Source organism: Mesorhizobium sp. ZC-5 (genome assembly GCF_025753855.1).
Classification (GTDB): domain Bacteria; phylum Pseudomonadota; class Alphaproteobacteria; order Rhizobiales; family Rhizobiaceae; genus Neomesorhizobium.
This window is the reverse complement of sequence record NZ_JAOWPT010000009.1, coordinates 147,515-168,744: the sequence shown is the minus strand read 5'-3', so window position 1 is coordinate 168,744 and position 21,230 is coordinate 147,515. Positions and strand designations below refer to the sequence as shown.

At 63.6% G+C, this 21,230-nt stretch carries 20 protein-coding genes; 11 read left to right on the top strand and 9 right to left on the bottom strand.

Going from position 1 to position 21,230, the window contains the following annotated elements:
* Positions 1-184: 184 nt before the first annotated feature.
* The 5 genes from OHD58_RS21690 (at position 185) to OHD58_RS21670 (ending at position 5,425) form a co-directional block, all read left to right on the top strand.
* Positions 185-1,135 carry a tripartite tricarboxylate transporter substrate binding protein gene (locus tag OHD58_RS21690; protein ID WP_263805546.1) on the top strand — a complete coding sequence of 317 codons (951 nt, stop codon included), beginning with the start codon at positions 185-187 and terminating at the stop codon, positions 1,133-1,135.
* Positions 1,136-1,224: 89 nt separating this feature from the next.
* Positions 1,225-2,166, top strand: a complete 942-nt coding sequence (locus OHD58_RS21685) for a tripartite tricarboxylate transporter substrate binding protein (RefSeq protein ID WP_263805545.1) — start codon at positions 1,225-1,227, stop codon at positions 2,164-2,166.
* Positions 2,167-2,234: 68 nt separating this feature from the next.
* Entirely contained in the window at positions 2,235-3,419 is a 1,185-nt protein-coding gene (locus OHD58_RS21680; RefSeq protein WP_263805543.1) for a mandelate racemase/muconate lactonizing enzyme family protein, read from the top strand.
* A 71-nt stretch (positions 3,420-3,490) separates the two neighbouring features.
* Positions 3,491-4,447, top strand: a complete 957-nt coding sequence (locus OHD58_RS21675; RefSeq protein ID WP_263805542.1) for a tripartite tricarboxylate transporter substrate binding protein — start codon at positions 3,491-3,493, stop codon at positions 4,445-4,447.
* Positions 4,448-4,489: 42 nt separating this feature from the next.
* Complete coding sequence (locus OHD58_RS21670) at positions 4,490-5,425, top strand: 2-hydroxyacid dehydrogenase (RefSeq protein WP_263805541.1); 936 nt, start codon at positions 4,490-4,492, stop codon at positions 5,423-5,425.
* A gap of 6 nt (positions 5,426-5,431) precedes the next feature.
* Here the strand turns inward: OHD58_RS21670 and OHD58_RS21665 are convergent, their stop codons facing one another.
* From OHD58_RS21665 to OHD58_RS21655, 3 genes are all read right to left on the bottom strand, one after another.
* Positions 5,432-6,214: a 2-keto-4-pentenoate hydratase gene (locus OHD58_RS21665; protein WP_263805540.1), complete on the bottom strand. Its 783-nt coding sequence runs from the start codon at positions 6,212-6,214 to the stop codon at positions 5,432-5,434.
* A gap of 91 nt (positions 6,215-6,305) precedes the next feature.
* Complete coding sequence (locus tag OHD58_RS21660; protein ID WP_263805538.1) at positions 6,306-7,262, bottom strand: tripartite tricarboxylate transporter substrate binding protein; 957 nt, start codon at positions 7,260-7,262, stop codon at positions 6,306-6,308.
* Between the two features lie 119 nt (positions 7,263-7,381).
* Positions 7,382-8,176 (bottom strand): HpcH/HpaI aldolase family protein, encoded by a 795-nt coding sequence (locus OHD58_RS21655; RefSeq protein ID WP_263805537.1) that lies wholly within the window; start codon positions 8,174-8,176, stop codon positions 7,382-7,384.
* 164 nt (positions 8,177-8,340) lie between these two features.
* Between OHD58_RS21655 and OHD58_RS21650 the strand changes: the two genes are divergently transcribed.
* Genes OHD58_RS21650 through OHD58_RS21640 form a run of 3 tightly spaced genes read left to right on the top strand, consistent with a single transcriptional unit; the run spans position 8,341 to position 11,311 of the window.
* Positions 8,341-9,246 carry an NAD(P)-dependent oxidoreductase gene (locus tag OHD58_RS21650; protein WP_263805535.1) on the top strand — a complete coding sequence of 302 codons (906 nt, stop codon included), beginning with the start codon at positions 8,341-8,343 and terminating at the stop codon, positions 9,244-9,246.
* A complete protein-coding gene (locus OHD58_RS21645; RefSeq protein ID WP_263805533.1) occupies positions 9,243-10,175 on the top strand; it encodes a 2-hydroxyacid dehydrogenase in 933 nt (310 codons plus the stop codon). Before OHD58_RS21650 ends, OHD58_RS21645 begins: the two co-directional genes overlap by 4 nt.
* A gap of 32 nt (positions 10,176-10,207) precedes the next feature.
* Positions 10,208-11,311, top strand: a complete 1,104-nt coding sequence (locus OHD58_RS21640) for an NAD(P)/FAD-dependent oxidoreductase (RefSeq protein WP_263805532.1) — start codon at positions 10,208-10,210, stop codon at positions 11,309-11,311.
* 5 nt (positions 11,312-11,316) lie between these two features.
* On the opposite strand, the gene OHD58_RS21635 is transcribed toward OHD58_RS21640, so the two are convergent.
* From OHD58_RS21635 to OHD58_RS21610, 6 genes are all read right to left on the bottom strand, one after another.
* Positions 11,317-11,943, bottom strand: coding sequence for a thiamine pyrophosphate-dependent enzyme (locus OHD58_RS21635; RefSeq protein WP_263805531.1), 627 nt, complete (start codon positions 11,941-11,943; stop codon positions 11,317-11,319).
* 2 nt (positions 11,944-11,945) lie between these two features.
* Positions 11,946-12,491: a thiamine pyrophosphate-binding protein gene (locus OHD58_RS21630; protein WP_263805530.1), complete on the bottom strand. Its 546-nt coding sequence runs from the start codon at positions 12,489-12,491 to the stop codon at positions 11,946-11,948.
* A 203-nt stretch (positions 12,492-12,694) separates the two neighbouring features.
* Positions 12,695-14,215 (bottom strand): tripartite tricarboxylate transporter permease, encoded by a 1,521-nt coding sequence (locus tag OHD58_RS21625; protein WP_263805529.1) that lies wholly within the window; start codon positions 14,213-14,215, stop codon positions 12,695-12,697.
* Positions 14,216-14,228: 13 nt separating this feature from the next.
* Positions 14,229-14,663 carry a tripartite tricarboxylate transporter TctB family protein gene (locus OHD58_RS21620; RefSeq protein ID WP_263805527.1) on the bottom strand — a complete coding sequence of 145 codons (435 nt, stop codon included), beginning with the start codon at positions 14,661-14,663 and terminating at the stop codon, positions 14,229-14,231.
* Positions 14,664-14,866: 203 nt separating this feature from the next.
* Positions 14,867-15,718, bottom strand: a complete 852-nt coding sequence (locus OHD58_RS21615; protein WP_263805525.1) for an NAD(P)-dependent oxidoreductase — start codon at positions 15,716-15,718, stop codon at positions 14,867-14,869.
* A 4-nt stretch (positions 15,719-15,722) separates the two neighbouring features.
* On the bottom strand, positions 15,723-16,844 hold the full coding sequence (locus tag OHD58_RS21610; RefSeq protein ID WP_263805524.1) for an Ldh family oxidoreductase: 1,122 nt from the start codon (positions 16,842-16,844) through the stop codon (positions 15,723-15,725).
* 323 nt (positions 16,845-17,167) lie between these two features.
* Here OHD58_RS21610 and tcuA point away from each other — a divergent pair, with 323 nt between their 5' ends.
* From tcuA to OHD58_RS21595, 3 genes are read left to right on the top strand one after another with little or no spacing between them, the layout of a single operon-like run.
* Positions 17,168-18,682: an FAD-dependent tricarballylate dehydrogenase TcuA gene (gene tcuA / locus OHD58_RS21605; protein WP_263805522.1), complete on the top strand. Its 1,515-nt coding sequence runs from the start codon at positions 17,168-17,170 to the stop codon at positions 18,680-18,682.
* A 56-nt stretch (positions 18,683-18,738) separates the two neighbouring features.
* Positions 18,739-19,494 (top strand): RraA family protein, encoded by a 756-nt coding sequence (locus OHD58_RS21600; protein WP_263805521.1) that lies wholly within the window; start codon positions 18,739-18,741, stop codon positions 19,492-19,494.
* 5 nt (positions 19,495-19,499) lie between these two features.
* Positions 19,500-21,170: a thiamine pyrophosphate-binding protein gene (locus tag OHD58_RS21595; RefSeq protein WP_263805519.1), complete on the top strand. Its 1,671-nt coding sequence runs from the start codon at positions 19,500-19,502 to the stop codon at positions 21,168-21,170.
* The last annotated feature ends 60 nt before the right edge of the window (positions 21,171-21,230 follow it).

Genomic DNA, 21,230 nt, shown 5'->3' with positions numbered 1-21,230 from the left:
CCCGAAGGCTGTCCGCGTCTTGCCGCCGTACCTGTATATTGCGGTATACGACATTTGCATGTGATTGCATATCTGTGTATACATCATGCAAAGGGGCATCAAGAACCTCGGCGGGAGCAGATACTGCGAGGGCTGCGACGGCGGCCCGGGAAGCGGACATAAACCGCATTCAGGGAGGAAGAAAATGCGCTTCAGAACCACGTTATTCGGGGCAGCGCTGGTCGTCGCGGCTGGCATCGGCACCGCCGCCGCGGACTTTCCCGACCGCCCCATCACCTTTCTCGTGCCGTTCGGCGCCGGCGGCGGCACCGACGTCGCGGTGCGCACCTATGCGCCCTATCTGGAAAAATGCATCGGCAACGGCGCGACCATGGTTGTCGTCAACAAGCCCGGCGCCAGCGGTCAGCTCGGCTTTACCGAACTCGCCACCTCACAGCCCGACGGCTACATGATCTCGACGCTGAACGCACCGAACTTCGAGATCGGCGCGATAACCGGCACCAGCTACAAGCTCGACCAGTTCGAGCTGGTCGGCAACATCGTCGGCACCAATGTGACGCTGACCGTCGCCAAGGAAAGCCCGATCAAAACGGTCGATGATCTGATCAAGGCCGCGAAGGAATCGCCAACGCCGATGAATCTCGGCACCTCGTCGCTCGGCGCCGACGATCACTTGATGGCGCTGCGGTTTGCCAAGATGGCCGGGCTGAAATTCACCACGCTGCCGCTCGAAAGCGCCGGCAACGTGCGCAATGCCATCATGGGCGGTCACGTCCAGGTCGGCAGCCTGTCGAACACCGAGACCGGGCCCTTCATGGACAAGCTGACTGTGCTCGCGGTGGCATCCGCCGAACGCATGCCATCGCTGCCCGATGTCCCGACATTCCGTGAACTCGGCTACGACCTCGTCGCGGGCTCCAACCATGTGCTCGGCATCAGGGCCGGAACGCCGGAGGATATCCGCGCCAAATATGCCGACTGCATCGCGCAGGTGGCGAAAGACCCGGCCTTCCTCGACGAAGCGAACAAGCGGTCTGTCAGCCTCAACATCATGAGCGACAAGGAGGTGAAGGACTTCATCGCCAAGGAGGAAGCGGATCTGCGCGCGCTCTGGGAAAGCGATCCCTGGCAATAGCGGAACGACGCCGAGCCGGTTGAACCGGCAGGCGGGTCTTCCGGCATTTCGAGCGACTTCATCAGGCGGAACTGGGAGTTCGACATATCATGAGGCGTGGCATCGGATTGCTGGCGGCGGCTGTCGCGACGGTGTGGGCAACGGCGGCCTTCGCGGAGTATCCGGACCGGGTAATCACCTACATCGTGCCGTACGCGCCGGGCGGCGGCGCCGATGTCGGCGTGCGCATCGCCGAACCGTTCCTGGAGAAATGCCTGGGCGGCGAGATCGTCGTCATCGACAAGCCCGGCGCCGGCGGCGTGCTCGGCATGATCGACATCGCCGCGGCTGCACCCGACGGCTATACGCTCGGCAGCCTGCTGACGCCCAATCTGCCGGTCGGCACCATCGCAAACGACCCGCCCCGCTACACCATGGACAGTTTCGACTATTTGTCGAACCTGGTCGGTTCGCGCGTTGCCATCAGCGCGCGCAAGGGCGGCAAGTTCAAGACGATCCAGGATCTGCTCGATGCCGCGAAGGCCGCTCCCGTCCAGGCAGCCATCACCCAGGCCGGCGCCGACGACCACCTCGTCCTGCTCCGCCTGATGGAAGCCAGCGGCGCGCAATTCGAATTCATCCCGATGGTGGAATCGCCGCTTGCGAGAAACGCGGTGATGGGCGGCCACGTCGATATACTCGGCCTGTCGGTAACCGAGAGCGCCAACTTCAAGGACCAGCTCGAAACATTGGTAGTGGCGGGAGCGGAGCGGTTTTCAGGCCTGCCCGACGTGCCGACCCTGAAGGAACTCGGCTACGACATCACCGGCGGCAACACGTTCCTGATGGGGGCGCCCAACGGGTTGCCGGCAGACGTCAAGGACAAGCTCGACAAGTGCTTCCAGGAGGTCGGCAAGAACCCCGACTACCGGAAGGCGATCGAGGAAAGAAACTTCATCTTCACGCCGATGACCGCTGCCGAGACGGAAGCCTTCGCCATGGGCGAGTACACCGCATTGAAAAGGATCTGGGACAGCAAGCCCTGGAAATAGCCTTCAAGCCGAAGGCGCAACCGCCTTCGGCTTTGCCCACTTGTCTCAATGTCATCACCCGGCAGGCCATGAAAATCAGCAGCGTCGAAACACTTTATTGCAGCGCCGGCTGGCGCAACCTCTCGTTCCTGAAGGTCAGCACCGATGCCGGACTGGTCGGCTGGGCCGAATTCCCCGAGAACCATATCAACGGCGTGCTGTCGCCGCTGGTGCGGCATCTCGGCCAGCAGTTGATCGGCGAGGACCCGCGCCGCGTCCAGCCGCTGGTCGACCGCCTCCGCCGGGCATCGTGGGGCGTGCCTTTCGGCGCTGTCGCGCGCTCCATCGGTGCACTCGAAAACGCCCTCGTCGACATCAAGGCGAAGTCGCTCGACGTTCCCGCCTACGAACTGATCGGCGGCATGATCCGCGACCGCATCCGCATGTACTGGTCGCATTGCGGCTCCTACCACGTCACCAACTGGAAAGACCTCGGCGTGCCGCGCATCACCTCGCTCGACGACGTGAAGGCGCTGGGACGCAAGGTCAGGGAATCCGGCTACCACGCACTGAAGACCAACCTGATGATGTTCGACAAGGCCGAGCCCTACATGTACCGGCCCGGTTTCGCCGGCGGGTCCGGCGATCCGGACCGCAACCCGACCCGCGCCGCCATCGCCGCGGCGGTCGACCAGATGACCGCCTTCCGCGAGGGTGCCGGGGCGGACATCGGCATCAAGCTCGACATCAACTTCAACTTCCGCCCGGAAGGCTATCTGCGCATGGCCCGCGCGCTGCAGCCGCTCGATCTCGACTGGCTGGAGATCGACAATTTCAGCGCAGCGGCGGTGGCGCAGGTGCGTCGCGGCAGCCGCATCCCGATTGCCTCCTGTGAGACGCTGAGCGGCTGCAGGCAGCTTCGCCCTTATCTCGAACAGGAGGCCGTGGATGTCGCCATCATCGACGTGCCGTGGAACGGCATTCTCGAATCGATGCGCATGGCAGCGCTGGCCGACGCATTCGAGATCAACGTCGCCACGCACAATTTCTGCGGTCCGATCGCAACGCTGATGAGTGCCCATTTCTGCGCGGCGGTGCCGAATTTCCGCGTCATGGAGATGGACGTCGTACAGGTGCCGTGGACCAACGACCTGATCACCCAGGCGCCGGTCATCGAGGACGGCCATATGCGTCTGCCGGCCGGACCGGGCTGGGGCGCCGACGTCAACGAAGAGGCCCTGAAAGCCCACCCGCCCGTCGCCACGAAGCACTGAAGATTTTCGCGGTCAGCGCGAATTCGCAGTCGTCCGGAAATCCCGACGACGTCTCTGGGAGGAGCAAGGGAATGAAAGCCACAGCTTTGTTGTTGTCCTTGACCGCGTCGCTCGCTCTGGCGGCCGGCGCGGCGCATGCGGAATATCCCGAGAAGCCGATCACCTACCTGCTCGGCTACAAGGCCGGCGGCGCCAGCGACATCGCCTTGCGCACCTGGACGCCCTATATGGAAAAATGCCTGGGCAATGGCGCTTCGATCGTCATCGAAATGCGGCCGGGTGCCGGCGGCAGTATCGCCATGACCGACCTCGCGCTTGCAGCGCCAGACGGCTACACGATGGGCCAGACCACCGCTCCCGACCTGATCAGCCAGCGTTTCGGCAAGGACGCGAAGTGGACGAAGGACAGCTTCGACTACATCGGCAACCTCAGCGGGGCGAGTTCGACGCTCACCGTCCGCACCGAGAGCGAGTTGAAGAGCTTCGCGGATTTCGTCGCCAAGGCCAAGACAAGCGGCACGCCGCTCAATGTCGGCATCGGCGGCGTCGGCAATGACGACCATCTCGCCGGGCTGCGGCTCGCCGAACTGTCGGGCATAAAGCTCAACCTCATCCCGTTCGGCGGCGGCGCCGAAACGCGCCTCGCCCTGCTTGGCGGCCATGTCGACCTGGCGCTGATGTCGAGCGGCGAGTTCGGCCGCGACATCACGGACATACGGCCGCTTGCCATCGCGCGCGAGGAGCGCAGCCCGATGCTGCCCGACACGCCGACGTTCCGGGAGCTAGGCCACGACATCATCATGGGCTCGCGGCTGCTGATCGCGGCACCCAAGGGCGTCCCCGCCGAAGTGCTGGAGAAATGGCGCAACTGCGTGACGACGATCGCGGCGGACAAGGCGTTCATCGCCGACGCGGAAACCCGCAAGATGCCCCTGCTCCCGATGACGGCCGACGAGACAACCAATTTCGTCGACGAGACGGATGCGGCACTGACATCGATGTGGGCGAAGGAACCCTGGGTCAAATAGCTCAGGGTCAGCTCTCGATCAGCAAATGCAAGGAATGCAGCCATGAAGCCTGAAGTCATCGTGCGTGTCCCCTTTCCCAAGGAGAGCATCGCGCTGCTCGAGGAGGATTTCGTCGTTCACTATGCGCCGTCCCTGGAACTGCTCGAACAGGCGATTAGGGACTTTGGTCCGCGGACACGGGCGGTGGTGACCAATGGTTCGATCGGCCTGACCGGAGAGCAGATCCGCGCCATGCCGAAGCTCGAGATCATCCATACCGTCGGCGTCGGCTTCGAGCAGATCGACATGACCGCGGTGCATGAAAAAGGCATCGTGGTCGCCAACAATGCCGGCACCAACTCCTTTTCGGTGGCCGAGCAGGCGCTGGCGCTCATTCTTGCGGTGCTGCGCGATATCCCCGCCAACGACCGCGCCACCCGTGACGGCGTCTGGGAAGAGGCGCGCGCGCCACGCCCGCTGATCTACGAAAAACGCGTCGGCATCATCGGCCTGGGCGAAGTCGGTCTCGCCATCGCCAAGCGCGCCGAGGCCTTCGAGGCAACCATCGGCTACCATAACCGCAAGCCGAAGGACGGCGTCTCCTACCGGTATTATGCGTCGCCGCTGGAACTCGCCGAAGCCTCCGACATTCTCGTCGTCTCCTGCCCCGGCGGTCCGGAAACGAGGGGCATCGTCGGACGCGAAGTGTTGGCGGCGCTCGGGCCTTCCGGCCTGCTGATCAATGTCGGGCGCGGCAGCGTCGTGGACACGGACGCGCTGGTCGAGGCCCTGCACGACAAGACCATCGCCGGGGCCGGCATCGACGTCTGGGCCGGCGAACCGGTTCTCCCGGCATCGCTTACCGGCGCGCCGAACCTGATCGTCAGCCCACACATAGGCGGCCGCTCGCCGGAAGCCGTCGTCGCGGCCCGTCGCCAGATCTCGCGCAATTTCAAGGCGCATTTTTCAGGCGGCGAGGTGCTGCACCGCGTCGACTGACCGGGCCTACGCAGCGAACCTGATGCCGACGCTGCCGAGCCGGGTGAAATCCACCCGCACATCGTCGCCCGCCGAGATCGGGATGGCGGCGATGATCGACCCGGTCATCAGGATCATCCCGGCGCGCAGCATGTCGCCATTCGCCAGCACGGTGTTGGCGATGAAGGCGGCGGCGTTGTAGGGATCGCCCATCACTTCGACGCCGGTGGCCGAACCCCGGACCTCGCCGTTGATCGACATCACGCAGCCCTCGACGCGCAGATCAATGCCCGCCGGCGACAGGCCCGGCCCGCCGACGACGATGCTGCCCGCCGTCTTGTGGGTGGCGATCACCATGTGGCGGGTGCGTTCGACATTGCCTGGCGCCCCGACCGCCACCTCGATCGCCGGAAGCAGCGCTTCGGTGGCGCGCAGCACGTCGAGCGGCGTGACACGAGGGCCCGGCAGGTCGGCTCCAAGCAGGATGGCGACCTCCGGCTCGACCGCATTGCGGCTGTTCGGCACGATGGCGATCGGAGCGCTCTCCGGCAGATGCGCCGAGCGCAGGATGGCGCCGGCGATCGGCCCGCCATTGCCGCGCTGGGCCTGGATGGCGGCGCTGGTATAGGCCGCCTTGTAGCCGATGACGGTTTCGCCTTCCGCGATGCGGCGGCGCATCAGGCCGGCCTGGACGCTGTAGGCCTCCGCTTCGACCAATCCCGGCTCGTCCTCCATGATATCCTTCCAGGGCGCACGGCCGGAGACACGGTCGGCGATCCGGTCCACGAGGTTTTCAAGATCGATCTTCATGGCGTCTCCTGGATTGCGAAATATGCGGAAGGGCCTCGCCGGCAGGAATGCCGGCGACATATCCGCCGAGGCGAATGCCTGGATTATGCGATCACGGCTTGATCCATGGGTCGCTGGCCCAGAGTTCTTCCAACTGTTTTGCCTGGCTGCGGATGAAGGCTTCGGTTTCCTCGCCGGTCATGACGTTCAGCGAGAGCGAGCGCTTCTTGGCATCCTCGAGGAATTTCGGATCCTTGGCGGCAACCTGGATGCATTCGCGCCATTTGGCGAGCGCTTCCTCGGGGAAGCCCTTTGGCGCACCGATCACATGGGTCGATCCGCCGACCAGTTCCAGCCCTTCTTCCGTGAAGGTCGGGGTATCGGGAAACAGATCCGTGCGCTGTTCGCCGGCGACCGCAAGCGGCCTCACTTCCTCGCGAAAACCCGCCGCCTCGACATTCGACATGAAGGCGAATTCGACCTGGCCGCCGAGCAGCGCGTTGCGCGAATCCGCACCGGAGCCGAACGGGATGAAGTTAAGCTTGACGCCGACGAGCTTTTCGAACTGCAGGCCGACCAGATGGTCGTCCGCGCCGATGCCGCCCATGCCGACATTGATGGGGCCGCTGCTCGCCTTGATGTGGTCGATCGCTTCCTTCAGCGATTTGAACTTGCTGTCCGCCTGGACATTGAGCGTGGACCGAACGCCAATGACATTGCCGATCCAGACGAAGTCGTCGGCGATCGACGGCTCGGACTTCGACAGCTTGTTGGTGACCAGGTTCGGCATGTTCGCCATGCCGATCGTGTAGCCGTCGGGTGCCGCCTTGTGCAGCGCCTCGATGCCGACGGCCGAGGCAGCGCCCGGCATCGCGGTCGGAACCAGCGCGGCGCCGTTGCCCAGGCAGGCCTCGACGTAGGGCTGCCAGGTGCGAATGCCGACATCGGTGCCGCCGCCGGCGGAATTGGGATTGATGACGATGATCGGGCGTTCGGGATATTCCGCAAAAGCCGCGGTCGAGACCAGGCCAAGCGCCATCGCGCCAGCCAATTTCAGCAGGTTTCGCATTCCAATACCTCCCAGTCAAAGTTTGCGAATACTTTTGTATACATTTGTAGGCAAGACGAGTCCAGCGAGGGTTTTGCTCCTCCGTGTCGCGCAAACCCTCCTGCAGACCGCTGTTGAATTCAGCCTGTGATCGCCGCGTCGGCGGTCTTGGCTTCGGCGAGGAACATCCTGGCGCCCTCGACCATGAAAACGCTGTCGGCGCCGGTGAAATAGCAGCGAGCCGCACCCATCCGCACATAAGGCTCCAACTCGTCGCTTTTGCGGATTCCGCCGATGATCAGCGGCTTGCCGGCCCCCTTGCAGGCCTCGATCACCTTGCGATATGCCTCCTTGACCCGTTCGTTCTTGTATTGGCCGGGAATGCCCATCGATGTGGTGAGGTCGTTGCTGCCGATCTGGATCGCGTCGATGCCGTCAACGCCGATGATGTCGGCGGCGGCTTCGACCCCGGCCTCGGTCTCGATCATCGCGATCAGCAGCGTCGCATCGTTGATGGCGGTCGTCAGGGCGTTGCCCGCAAGGCCCTGGAACCGCGGATTGGGGATGCCGCCACCGACCGAGCGATCGCCCTTCGGCGAAATCAGCGCTGCCTTGACCAGCGCCTTCGCCTCCTCGGCCGAGCGAATGTCGGGCGCAAGGATTCCTTGCGCGCCGGCATCCAGCACGCGTGAAATCAGCCCCGGTTCGAGGCTCGGAACACGAACGAAGGCCGTCACCTCGCTGTGAAGAGCCGTACTGAATATCTGGGCCGCCGTATCGATCGAGATCGAACTGTGCTGCAGGTCCACATAAATGCCGTGATAGCCCACCGCCTGTGCCAGCGAGACGATGTTGACCGTACGCGCCATGCGGACGGAAAAGACGAAGGCCGGCTCGCCGGATTTGAGCCGTTCCTTGAGCAGATTTGTTTGCATGGCTTGTCCTCCTCCGACGTGGCCGCAAATTTGTGACAGCGGCCATCTTGCACGACATGGCTTCATTGCATACAAAGGTCGACAGAAAAATACAACATTGATCTTCCGCGTGACCGATGGAGAATAGGACCCATCGTAACTGCGGGATTCAAACGGGAAAGTTCATGACTCACATTGCTTTGATCGGGTTTGGAGAGGCAGCCCAGGCTATGGCCAACGGCTTGGCGAAGGAGCCGGCGGTTACCGCCTTGTCGGCTTTCGACATCCGTTTCGCGGACGCCGCGCAGACCGGCAATCTTCTCAGCCAGGCGGAAGCCCGCCGTGTCAAGGCGCATGCCGATCTGAAGGACGCGCTTGCCGGCGCCGACATCGTGCTGTCGCTGGTGGTGGGCTCGGCCGCGGTCAAGGTCGGCGAGGCTGCCGGCCAGCACCTGAAGCCGGGGCAGATATTCATCGACCTCAACTCCATCTCCCCCGACGCCAAGAAACGCGTCGCCGAAGCGCTGGCCAAAGGTGGCAGCGCCGATTTCGTCGAGGGCGCGGTCATGGCGCGGGTGCCGCCTTACGAACACAAGGTGCCCATCCTGCTGGCCGGCGCGGCGGCAGAGCGGGCAGCGGAGATCCTGACCAGGGCGGGCATGGAGATCGAGGCGGTCGGCACCGAGATCGGCCAGGCCTGCGCGGTGAAAATGATCCGCTCCATCATCGTCAAGGGCGTCGAGGCCCTGCTGATCGAGAGCCTCACCGCCGCCGAGAAAGCCGGCGTGCGCGAGCGCATCCTCGATTCGATCTCCGAGACGTTTCCCGGCCTCGATTGGCGCCAGACGGCGACCTACTACATCGGCCGGACGCAACAGCACGGCGCCCGCCGCGTTACCGAAATGAAGGAGGCGGCGGCTACTCTGGAAAGCCTCGGCCTCGAGCCGGTGCTGTCGCGGGCGATCTCGGAAACCATCGGGGCGGCTCACGCCAGGTTCAAGGCGTCGACGCTTCCATTCGACAAGGATTATCCGGAGCTTCTGGCCGTGCTGGCGGCGGAAGACGACAAGGCAGGGGACAAGGCAGCATGAAGCCTGAAATTATCGTTCGCGTTCAGTTTCCATCATCGGGACTGGAACTCTTCGAGAAGGATTTCGTCGTTCACTACACCCCCTCGCCCGAGGAATTCGACAAGGCGATCGACGCGTTTCCGAATACCCGTGCCCTCGTCACCAACGGTTCGATCGGCGTCACCGGCGTTCAGCTGCGCCGCATGAAGAAGATCGAGATGGTGGTGACGCAGGGCGTCGGCCACGAGAATGTCGATATGGCGACCGTCAAGGAACTCGGCCTCGTCCTGACCACCGGCAAGGGCACCAATGCCTTTTCCGTCGCCGACCATGCCATGGCGCTGCTGCTGGCAATCGCCCGCAACATCGTGTGGGCCGACAAGCGCGTCCGCGAAGGCGCCTGGCTGCAGTCGCGCGGACCGCGTGCGCTGGCCTGGAAGAAGCGGCTCGGCATCATGGGCCTCGGCGAGATCGGCTTGCAGATCGCCGAGCGGGCAGCCGGTTTCGGCATGACCATCAGCTACCACAATCGCAACAAGCGCGATGACGTCGATTTCGCCTACAAGGCGACGCCGTTGGAACTGGCCCGGGACAATGATTACATCATCATCGTCATGCCGGGAGGCCCCGACACCAGGGGATTGGTCGGCCGCGAATTCCTCGACGCACTCGGTCCGCAAGGCTACCTGATCAATCTCGGCCGCGGCACCATCGTCGACACCGGCGAATTGATCAGCGCACTGCACGAAAAGCGCATCGCCGGCGCGGCGATCGATGTCGTCGCGGGCGAGCCCGCGGTTTCGCCGGAACTGCTCGACGCGCCGAACCTGATCATCACGCCGCATATGGCCGGCCGGTCGCCGGAATCGGTTTCCGTGGCGATGAAGCGCATCTCCGACAATCTGAAGGCGCATTTCGAAGGTGGTGAATTGGTCTCGCGGGTCGCCTAGCCGCCTCGCCGGAGCCGCGATAGAACGGCAGCATGGAACAGCTGGATTGTGTGGTCGCCGGTGCGGGCGTCATCGGCCTCGCGGTGGCACGTGCCTTGGCTCTTGCCGGTCGCGAGGTGGTTATCCTCGAGGCCGCGGATGCATTCGGAACCGAGACCTCGGCGCGCAACAGCGAGGTCATCCACGCCGGCATCTACTATCCTGCCGGAAGCCTGATGGCGCGCTTTTGCGTCGCCGGCCGCGAAGCACTCTATGCCTACTGCCGCGAACGGGGCCTGCCGCATAAAAACTGCGGCAAGCTGATCGTCGCGACCTCGCAGGAGGAGCTTGAACGGCTGCCCGCGATTGCCGCGCGCGCCGCAGCCAACGGCGTCGAGCTGCGAAAGATTTCAGCGGCCGAGGCGCTGGCGCTGGAGCCCGCCCTGGCAACCACCGGTGCGCTTCTCTCCCCATCGACCGGCATCGTCGACAGCCATGCTTACATGCTTTCGCTGCTCGGGGACGCCGAGAATGCGGGTGCCGCGCTGGTTCTGAACAGCCCCATCGTGTGCGGCAAGGTGGACGGCGACGGCATCGTGCTCGATGTCGGCGGCGCCGATCCAATGACATTGCGGTGCCGCACCCTGGTCAACGCCGTCGGGCTGAATGCCCCGGTGCTGGCGGCGGCGATCGAGGGGATGCCGCCGGCCCTGGTGCCGACGCGATATTTCGCCAAGGGAAGCTACTTCTCGCTCGCCGGAAAAGCGCCCTTCTCGCGGCTGATCTATCCCGTGCCGGTCAAGGGAGCGCTGGGAGTCCACCTGACCCTCGACATGGCCGGCCAGGCCCGCTTCGGCCCGGACATCGAATGGGTGGACCGGATCGACTACGAGGTCGACCCGCAGCGGGTGGAAAGCTTCTACGCCGGCGTGCGGCGCTATTATCCGGATCTCGCGGACGGTGCACTGCTGCCGGCCTATTCCGGCATGCGGCCGAAAATCGTGCCGCCCGAAATCGCCAGCCAGGACTTCATGATCCAGGGCCCCGGCACGCACGGCATTGCCGGCCTCATCAACCTGTTCGGCATCGAGTCGCCCGGACTGACCTCGTCGCTGGCGCTCGCCGACCATGTGCGAGACATAGCCGGCGCGAGCTGACAAACTTAAAGCGCATGCGGCTCCTTGCGCACGCCGAGACCGCGCATGAAACGCTCGCGTATCTGCACGGGATCGCGATGCGTCGTGGCGGCGGGCTTCTGGCTGTCGATCTTGGCTGCGATGAAGAACGGGCCGTCCTCCGACAGCGAACGGTCGATCAGCTTGTCGAAATGTGCCTCGTCGTCGGCCCAGAACGCCTTCTCCAGGCCTGACGCGCGCGCCAGTCCGACGAGGTCGGCGACGGTCGCGGATGTCGACGGCTGCCCGCCGGTGATCTGGTAGGCGCCATTGTCCCAGACGATCATCACCAGGTTTTTCGGCCCACGGCTGGCGATGGTGCCGAGCGCGCCGATCTGCATGAGCAGCGAACCATCGCCTTCGAGGCCAAAGACGCGCCGGTTGGGTTGCGCGATGGCGACGCCGTGCGCGATCGGGAAAGCGAGGCCCATGGAGCCCAGCATGTAGAAATTCTGCGGACGGAACCCCGCCCCCCACAGTTCGAAATTGGTCCAGCCGATGCCGCCGATAACCGCCTCGTCGTTTTTCAGCTTGCCGACGAGACGCTTGCTCAGATCGGCCCGGCTCATCACCTTGCGGTGGTTGTGCTGCGCCTGTTTGTTGTTGCCGGCCATGGTCATTTCTCCTTCTTCTCGACCTTGCCGCCGGTCAACAGGGCATTGAGGATCAGCGCCGCGGGAGCCTGCGTCGACACGGCCTGGCTGATGGTGCGGTCGACGATGAACGCCACCTCGTCGAGCCGCCGCAGCGTGTGGTGCTCAATGCCCATGGAATCGAGCGACGGGCGCATCGTGCGGCACACCATGGCCTGGCCGAGGTTGAACTCGCCAAGCGAGCCGCGCTCGGAAATGATCATCAGCAGCGGTATCTGATAGGGCACGGCGAGCGAGGCCAGCGCGTTGGGCAGCGTGGCAAAACCGCTGGTCTGCATCAGCACCACGCCCAGCATGCCGCCCATCCAGGCGCCGGTGACGATGCCCACCGCCTCTTCCTCGCGCGTGCAGCAGAAGGTGGTGAAAAACGGGTCTTCGTGCAACGCCTTCATCAGCGGTGACAGCACGTTGTCCGGCACATAGGTGACGAGCCTGACGTCGTTTTCCTTCAGGACATCGCGCACGATCTCATACCATGCGCGCTGACCGTTCGGGTCTGCGGAATTCATTCCGTCCATCCTCCATGAGTGTCCGGTGCATGCCGGAAATCTGTTCGAAATCGACTGGCTTGGAAGCTCTGCGTACAATTGTATACAGAGACTTTCACGCGGAAACAACAGGCTTTTCGCCGCGAAATCGGATCATGTCGCGGTTTGGAGCCCTTCACGAAAAGGGCCGGCAGCTAGCCGGCCCTTGCCCGAATTCATGTCGATCAATTCTCCACCGAGATCTCCCGGCCGCCGTTGCGCTTCGACTTGCGCAGGTCGTTCACATAGCGGATGCCGGGATAGAACAGCAGCAGAGCCGACAGGAAGATCAGGATGATGCAGATCGGCCTAGTGTAGAGGATCGACGTGTCGCCAGCCGACATCAGCAGCGACACGCGAAGATTGAACTCGGCCTTGCCCCCGAGCACGACGCCGATGATAACCGGCGCGATCGGAAAGCCGAAGCGCACCATGCCGAGGCCGACGAGGCCGAAGATGAAGGCCATGTAGACGTCGAACATCGAGTTCTGCGCCGCAAAGCCGCCGCCGATGACCATCACCACGATGAGCGGCAGCAGCATCGCCTGCGGAATGCGCAGGATGTTGGCGAAGAACTTGTTGGCGATGGTGCCGCCGAAGACGATCAGCAGCGCCGAGGTGATGAACATCTGCCACGAATAGCCGTAGACCACTTCCGGCGCGTCACGGAATAGCTGCGGTCCGGGCTGGAAGCCCTGGATCAGCAGTGCGCCGAGCATCAGCGCCGCGATGCTGGAGCCTGGCACGCCCAGCGTCAGCGTCGGGATCATGGCCGCGGCATTGTCGGCATTGTTGACGGATTCGGCGGCGGCCAGTCCCTCGATGCTGCCCTTGCCGAATTTTTCGGGATGCTTCGAGCTGCGCTTGGCCTCGTTGTAGGCGATGAAGGCGCTGATCGCCGAGCCCGGCAGGATGCCGATGATGATACCGATCAGCGACGACTTGATCCACACCCACCACACCTGGCTGAACTTCCAGAAGCCCTTGTCGGTGTTGATCTGGAACACGGACTTGGCGCCGTGAACATGGATCTGCTGCGCCATCTCCCAGGCCGGCGGCAGCGAGAACATGCCGACCATGACGGCGAGTTCCGGAATGCCGTTGACCAGTTGCAGCATGTCGAACGTGTAGCGTTCGTGGCCAGACACGTTGTCGAGGCCTATCGTGCCGATCAGCAGCCCGAAACAGGAGGCGAGGACGCCCTTGAGAACATCGTCGCCCAGCATCGACGAGATGGTGACCAGGCCGAACACGTTGACCCAGAAGATTTCCGGCGGGCCGAACGCGAGAGCCACCTTGGCCAGCGGCGGCGCCAAGAGGACGAGCGACAGCGCGCTGATCATGCCGCCGACCGCCGAAGACCAGGCCGCGAGATTGATCGCGCCGCCGGCATTGCCCTGCTGGGCCATCGGATAGCCGTCCCAGGCCGTGCAGATCGAGCCAGCATTGCCGGGGATGCGCAGCAGGACGGCGGGAATCGCGCCGCCTTGCGAAGCGCCGTTGTGGATGCCGGCAAGCAGGCCGAGCGCGGGCAGCACGTCCATGCCGTAGGTGAACGGAATGGCTAGCGCGATGCACATGGTGGCGCTCAAGCCCGGCAACGCGCTGAGCATGATGCCGATCAACGTCCCGCAGCACATAGCCAGCAACGACTGCCAGGCCAGAACCGCGAAGAAGGCGTTAAATACGTGGTCAAGTTCGGGCATGGAAGCCTCGCGCTCAGAAGAAGGTCAAGATGAGTTCCCGCGGCAGCGGGACCAGGAAAACGCTGCGAAACAGAAAAGCCACGAGCGAAACGAAGATGAGCGTGGAAAGCCAGACCAGCAGGTGATTGCGGATGCCGAGGAAATAGGCCGTCGCCGGCACATAGATGAAGCTGGCGGTGACGAAGCCGAGATAGTCGACCCCGATCATGTAAAGCAGCGTGCCGACGATCACCGTTCCGACGCGAAACAGTTCGCCGCCATTCATGCGCTCACCGTCGGTCGGCCGCACGATGCCCCTGATGAACAGCAGCACCGAGCAGACCATCATGATGGCGGAAATGCCGCGCGGAAACAGTTCTGCCCCGCCGCCGTAGTCGCGCGCCATGATGAATGCCGTCAGCGAGAACGCGAAGATGACGATCGCTGCAATCGGATCTCTAAGCGCCATGGCGATACCTCCCGGATTCCTGAGCAATGGGGTTGCGGAAACCCTCCGCCCAAAACGGTTGCCGATCTGAATTCAAGATGCTTCCTCCGGTAAGGCGGATTAATCCGCCTTGTATTTTAGTGTCGACGAAAGTATTCCCGTCCGGTCGATGGGGCAATCGAAACCTTTGCCGATTTCGTCAGCCATCGGCTGGGCGGCAACCTTTACGCCTGCCGTTTCACGAAGCGATCGAGCGTCGAGATGATTTCCGACTTCGGACCTGCGCGGTTGTCCTCCGCCACATGTTCGTAGAGGTCGGCAGCGCCCGTTAGCATTCCAGCCGCGCCCCGCTCCGGCTCCAGGAACCTGGCGATCTCGCGCATTTCGCCGTCCCAGCGGTAAGCCTTGGCATACATCGTCGGCAGTTGCTTCGAGAGCCAGGCGTAGAGCGCCGGCTGGCTGGCTTGCAGTTCCTCGACGAAGCTCTCGTTCACGCCGTTGCGGGCGGCACCCAACGCCATCGACGTGCCCAGCGCCTGGAATCCCTTGGTGATGCCGGCATAGGCCATCTTCAACGCCGAGGCGTCGCCGAGCGCGTCGGAAACCACGCGCGTATCGAGGCCAAGCGTCTTCAGCGTTTCGGCTTCGTCCGAAATCGGTCCGGACATATAGAGGCGCGGACTGGAGCCGTCGGATTTCGGCGCCGCCCCGATGATCGAGGCATCGATGAAAGGCAGGTTGCGTTCGAGGAACGGCTTCGAGATGGCATGCAGCGTCTGCGGGGCAATGGCGTTGCAGTCGATGAAGGCGGGTTTTCTCGCCGCCTTTTCGATCAGCGGCATGAAACGCTCGGCCGTCTCGGCCGCCGACGAAGGCGGCACGATCGACAGGAAAATATCCGCTTCAGAAATCAGCGAAGCGTCGTCCGCCGCCACGACGCCGGCAGCGGCCGCCCGTTCGGCGCTGGCGGCGCTTCGGCCGGCAAGCGAGGTCAGCACGCGGGCACCGCGCTCGGTGAGGCGCCGGGCAACGCCGGAACCCATTTCACCCATGGCTATGACGGCAATCGTCTTCATCGCGTTACCTCTGGTTTGCCGTTTTCGGCGCTGGCCCAGCACTCTCGGCGCGATTCGAACCGTCGTCCAGCAGCCACTCCACACTCGCGGCCTCAGTCACGGCCAGCAGTTTGGCGCGCAGGCCCGGACCGATCGGGATGCCGTCCCGCATGCGCTTTTCGGCCATCTTCCATTGCGGATCCCCCGCGACCATCACCGGTTCACCCTCGACGGCGGGTTTGGTGCCACGCAACGCGCCGCAAAGCGCCGCGACGTCCGCCTCAAACTCGCCCTCGCCGCGAAACAGCTTCGGATCGATGGCCAGAAAGAAATGGCCGATGTCAAAGCCCTTGGGTTTCTTGGTATGTTGCGGGTCGGTGATCAGTGTCGCGCCGGTGAGGCAGGACGACAGGATATTGACCATCATCGAAAGGCCGTAACCCTTGTAGCTCGATCCTTCGAGGGTACCGCCGAGCGGCGACATGAAGCCGCCGCGCCGGGTGACATCGAGCGGGTCGGTCGAAACCTGGCCCTGGCTGTCATAGCCCCAGCCGACCGGCATCGGCTGGCTCTCGTTCATCTTGTTGCGGATCTTGCCGTAGGCGACGGTGGTCGTCGCCATATCGAGCAGAAACGGGTCTTCATCGGCGCTTGGCGCCGAGAAGGACCACGGATCGGTGCCGAGCTTGGCTTCCGCACCCCCCGTCGGCGCGACACGAATGCCGGCCGCGCTGGTTGCACCCATGCCGATCAGCCCGGCGCGCGCGGCAAGATCGGTGAAATAGCCGACGGCGCCAAAATGCGAGGAATTGCGCACCGCGGCGACCGCGATGCCGCTCTGCTTCGCCTTGGCGATGGCCGCATCGACCGCCATGGCATAGGCGACGTGCCCCATGCCGCCGTCGCCGTCGACCAGGATGGATACCGGCGTCTCGCGTACAACCTTGTAATCCGCGTTCATCTTCAGCCGGCCGGCCCGAAAGCGCATGTCGTATTCGATCAGCATCGAAACGCCGTGGCTCTCCACGCCATGCAGATCCGCCCATGACAGCACTTCAGCGGTGCGTTCCGCATGCTGTTGCGGCATGCCCCAGGCGAGCAGGATCAGTTCCATCTGCCGGCGATGCACCGAATAAGGAGCGCTCATCGGCGGCCTCCCCGGCATCCACCAGAAGCGCGTTTGGTTTCCCGCCGACCGGCCAGGCACTGCCCCGCGCGGACCGTGACGACGAACTGGCTGCTATTCCGAAAGCTGTTCAATCCGGCTCCTCCGACCCTTGCGAACGCTTGATTTTCGACCGAGCGATCCGCCCGTATGGTGCTGTCGACATTTGTATACGACGATTGTCGCATGTTCAACCCTGCGACGAAGCGATAACGAAATCACCGCTTTAGATGCAGAAAAACACTTGCGCATACATTTGTATACGATAGATTGAACCCGTGCAAAGACAAAATAGCAGGCGTCTAATGACTGAAGTTTTTCATGATGTGATCGTGGTGGGGGCAGGCAATGCCGCAATGTGCGCGGCCTTGTCGGCGCGGGAAACGGGCGCATCCGTACTGGTTCTCGAACGCGCTCCCGAAGAGGAGCATGGCGGAAACAGTACCTTCACCGCCGGCGGCATGCGCTTTGCCTATTCCGGCATCGACGACCTGCGCAAGGTGATGCCCGACCTCACCGAAGAAGAGATCGCGCGCACGGATTTCGGCACCTACACGGAAGATCAGTTCTTCGACGACATGGGCCGGATCACGGAATACCGCACCGACCCGGACATGGCGGAACTGCTGATCACCAAGAGCCTTGAGACCATGGTGTGGATGCGTTCCAAAGGCGTGAAATTCCAGCCCATCTACGGCCGCCAGGCCTTCAAGGTGGGCGGCATGTTCAAATTCTGGGGCGGCATGACCGTGGAATCCTGGGGCGGCGGGCCGGGCCTTGTCGCAGCACTCCACGCCCGCGCCGCGCAGGACGGCATCGAGGTTCGCCACAATGCGCGGGCCCTCTCGCTGATTGCCGACGATGACGGCGTGCATGGCGTCGTTGCCCGCATCGATGGACGCACGACCGAGCTCCGCTGCGCATCGGTGGTGCTGGCCTCCGGCGGTTTCCAGGCCAATTCGGAATGGCGCAGCCGCTATCTCGGACCGAACTGGGAACTCGCCAAGGTGCGCGGCACCCGTTTCAACACCGGCGACGGCATCAAGATGGCAATCGAGGCCGGCGCGATGCCGTGGGGCCACTGGTCGGGTTGCCATGCCGTCGGATGGGACCGCAACGCACCGCCGTTCGGCGATCTCGCCGTCGGCGACGGCTTCCAGAAACACAGCTATCCGTTCGGCATCATGGTCAACGCCAATGGCGAGCGTTTCGTCGACGAGGGCGCCGACTTCCGCAATTACACCTACGCCAAATACGGCCGCGTGATTCTCAACCAGCCGCAGCAATTCGCCTGGCAGATCTTCGACCAGAAGGTCGTCCACCTGCTCCGCGACGAATACCGGATCAAGCAGATCACCCGCGCAGAGGCGAATTCGATCGAAGAGCTTGCGGGCAAGCTCGATGGCGTCGACGCGGAGCGCTTCATCGCCGAGGTCAACGCATACAACGCCTCGATCAGAGAGGACGCACCCTTCAATCCGAACGTCAAGGACGGGCGCTGCACGCAGGGCCTCAAGGTCAACAAGTCGAACTGGGCGAACACGCTCGACCAGGGGCCATTCGTGGCCTTCCAGGTTACCTGCGGTGTCACCTTTACCTTCGGCGGCCTCAAGGTCGATACCGACGCGCAGGTCATCGACACCGAAGGCGACCTGATGCCAAATCTCTTTGCAGCCGGCGAACTCGTCGGCGGGCTGTTCTATTTCAACTACCCGGGCGGCACCGGCCTGATGGCGGGAGCGGTATTCGGCCGGACCGCCGGCCGGAGTGCCGCGATTTCCGCCCTCGCCCGCAACAAGGTGCGGGTCAAGGCCTCTTAGGCGACCCGCCGCACTTTCTCCGGGTCGAATTTCTTTTCGCATTTCAAGGAGCCTGCATGTCTGAGCGCCAGTTGACCGGTAAAATCAATCGAGCGGGGATCGGTCGACTCGAATTGCCGGCTATTCCCGCCGAAATCATCGACGGCTTTCGCGCGCTCGGGGCCGATCTATCGAGTCTGGTTTCCGACGTGCTCGACGAAATGGGCTATGCGAAGGCGATCGGAGCCTCCGTCCTGCGGCCGATCTATGCCGAAGCGGCCGTCGTCGGCCGCGCGCTCACCCTTCGAAACATCGTCCAGGAAACCACGCCCTACAAAGGAGCGATGGCCAAGGTCTCGCGGCTCGCCGAGATCGAGGCGCACAATCTCGCCGAACCCGGCGACGTGCTGGTCATCCAGGGCGTGCACGGCGTGTCGAACATCGGCGGCATCTCGGCCGCGATCGGCAAGCGCGAGGGTGAGATCGGCGCGATCGTCGATGGCGGCGTGCGCGATGTCGGCGAATGCCGTTCGATCGGCTATCCCGTGTGGAGCCGCGACGTGACGCCACTCACCGGCAAATGGCGCATCCAGACCGTCCAGATCAACTTTCCGGTCGAGATCGCCGGTGTCCAGGTGACGCCTGGTGACATCGTGATTGCCGACGAAACCGGCATCTGCTTCGTGCCGCAGGAGATCGCACCCGAGGTTCTGGCCCGGGCGCGCGAAATCCTCGCCGCCGAAGGGCGCCGCCAGAAAGACATCGAAGCCGGCGTTTCTGTACCGGACCTGGCCAATCGCGCCGGCTCCTTCACCATGCCGAAACAGGACTGACGAGCATGAACATGGCACACCATCCCGGCACTGATGCCGCAAACACGCGCACCGGCGCTCAGGTGCTGGTAGACACGCTGATCGAGGCAGGCTCCAACCTCGCCTTCTGCGTTCCCGGCGAAAGCTATCTCGCTGCCCTCGACGCCATGCACGACGTCCAGGACAAGTTCCGCATGATCGTCTGCCGGCACGAGGCCAGCGCCACCAACATGGCGGAAGCGACCGGCAAGCTGACCGGGCGCCCCGGCATCTGCTTCGTCACCCGCGGGCCGGGCTCGTCGCATGCCTCGATCGGCATCCACACCGCACAGCAGGACTCGACGCCGCTGATCGTCTTCGTCGGGCAGGTCAGCATCGGCGATCTCGGGCGCGAAGCCTTCCAGGAAGTCGATTATGTGCAGATGTACGGCAAGTTCGCGAAATGGGCGGTGCAGATCGACGACGCGGCGCGCATCCCGGAGATCGTCAGCCACGCCTTCCACGTCGCCGTCAACGGCCGGCCGGGGCCGGTGGTCATCGCTATCCCCGAGGACGTGCTGAAGCATGCCTGCCCCAATCCGCCCGCCCCCCGCTACACCCGCGCGGTAGCGGCGCCGAGCCGCGCAGCGGTGGCCGAACTGGAAAGCCTGATCGCCGCGAGCGAACGGCCGCTGCTGATCCTCGGCGGCGGTGGCTGGAACGCCGACGCAGTCAAGCAGATGCAGGTCTTCGCCGAAAAGCATCATCTGCCGGCGACCGTCGGTTTCCGCTGCCAGGATCTCTTCGACAACACGCACCCCAACTATGTCGGCGACCTCGGCCTCGGCATCGATGCGGCCCTTGCCGAAATGGTAAAGTCGTCCGACCTGCTCATCGCCGTCGGCGAAAGGCTCGGCGATGCCAGCACCAAGGGCTACACCCTTCTCGACATCCCAACCCCGGCGCAGAAGCTTGTCCACGTCCATCCTTCACCGGAAGAACTCGGCATGGTCTACCGCGCCGACATGGCGATCGCCGCGACCGTTGCCGACTTTGCTGAAGCTGTCGCCGACATCAAGCCGGGGCCTAGGACGCGTGAAAAATGGATCGCCGAAGGTCGTGCGGCATATGACCGGAAGATCACGCCGAAACCGACCGGATTGCCGCTCGACGTCGCACAGGTGGTCAAATATCTGCGCGAAACATTGCCTGACAACGCCATCATCGCCAACGGCGCCGGCACCTACACAGGCTATGTGCATCGCTACTACACGTTCCGCTCGTTCAAGACGCAGCTGGCGCCGACCAGCGGAGCGATGGGTTATGGCTTCCCGGCGGCGATCGGCGCCAAATTGGTGCATCCCGACCGCCCGGTGGTCTGCTTTGCCGGCGACGGCTGCTTCCTGATGGCGTCGCAGGAACTGGCGACGGCGATCCGCTACGACCTGCCGGTCATCGTCGTTTTGGTCAACAACTCCAGCTACGGCTCGATCCGCATGCACCAGGAACGGGAATATCCGGGCCGGACCTTCGCCACGAACCTGAACAATCCCGATTTCGTCGCGCTGGCCAAGGCCTATGGCGCCTATGCCGAACTGGTGGACAAGACCGAGGATTTCGCCGCAGCCTTCGAACGCGCGACGGCTTCCGGCAAGCCGGCCCTGCTTGAGCTCCAGATCGATATCGAAGTGATGGTGAAGGCAAATCCGCGCAAATAAACCGTGGTGGAGAAAAACCGGACGCCACGGCGTGGCTGTTGACATATTGTCGGCTTACAG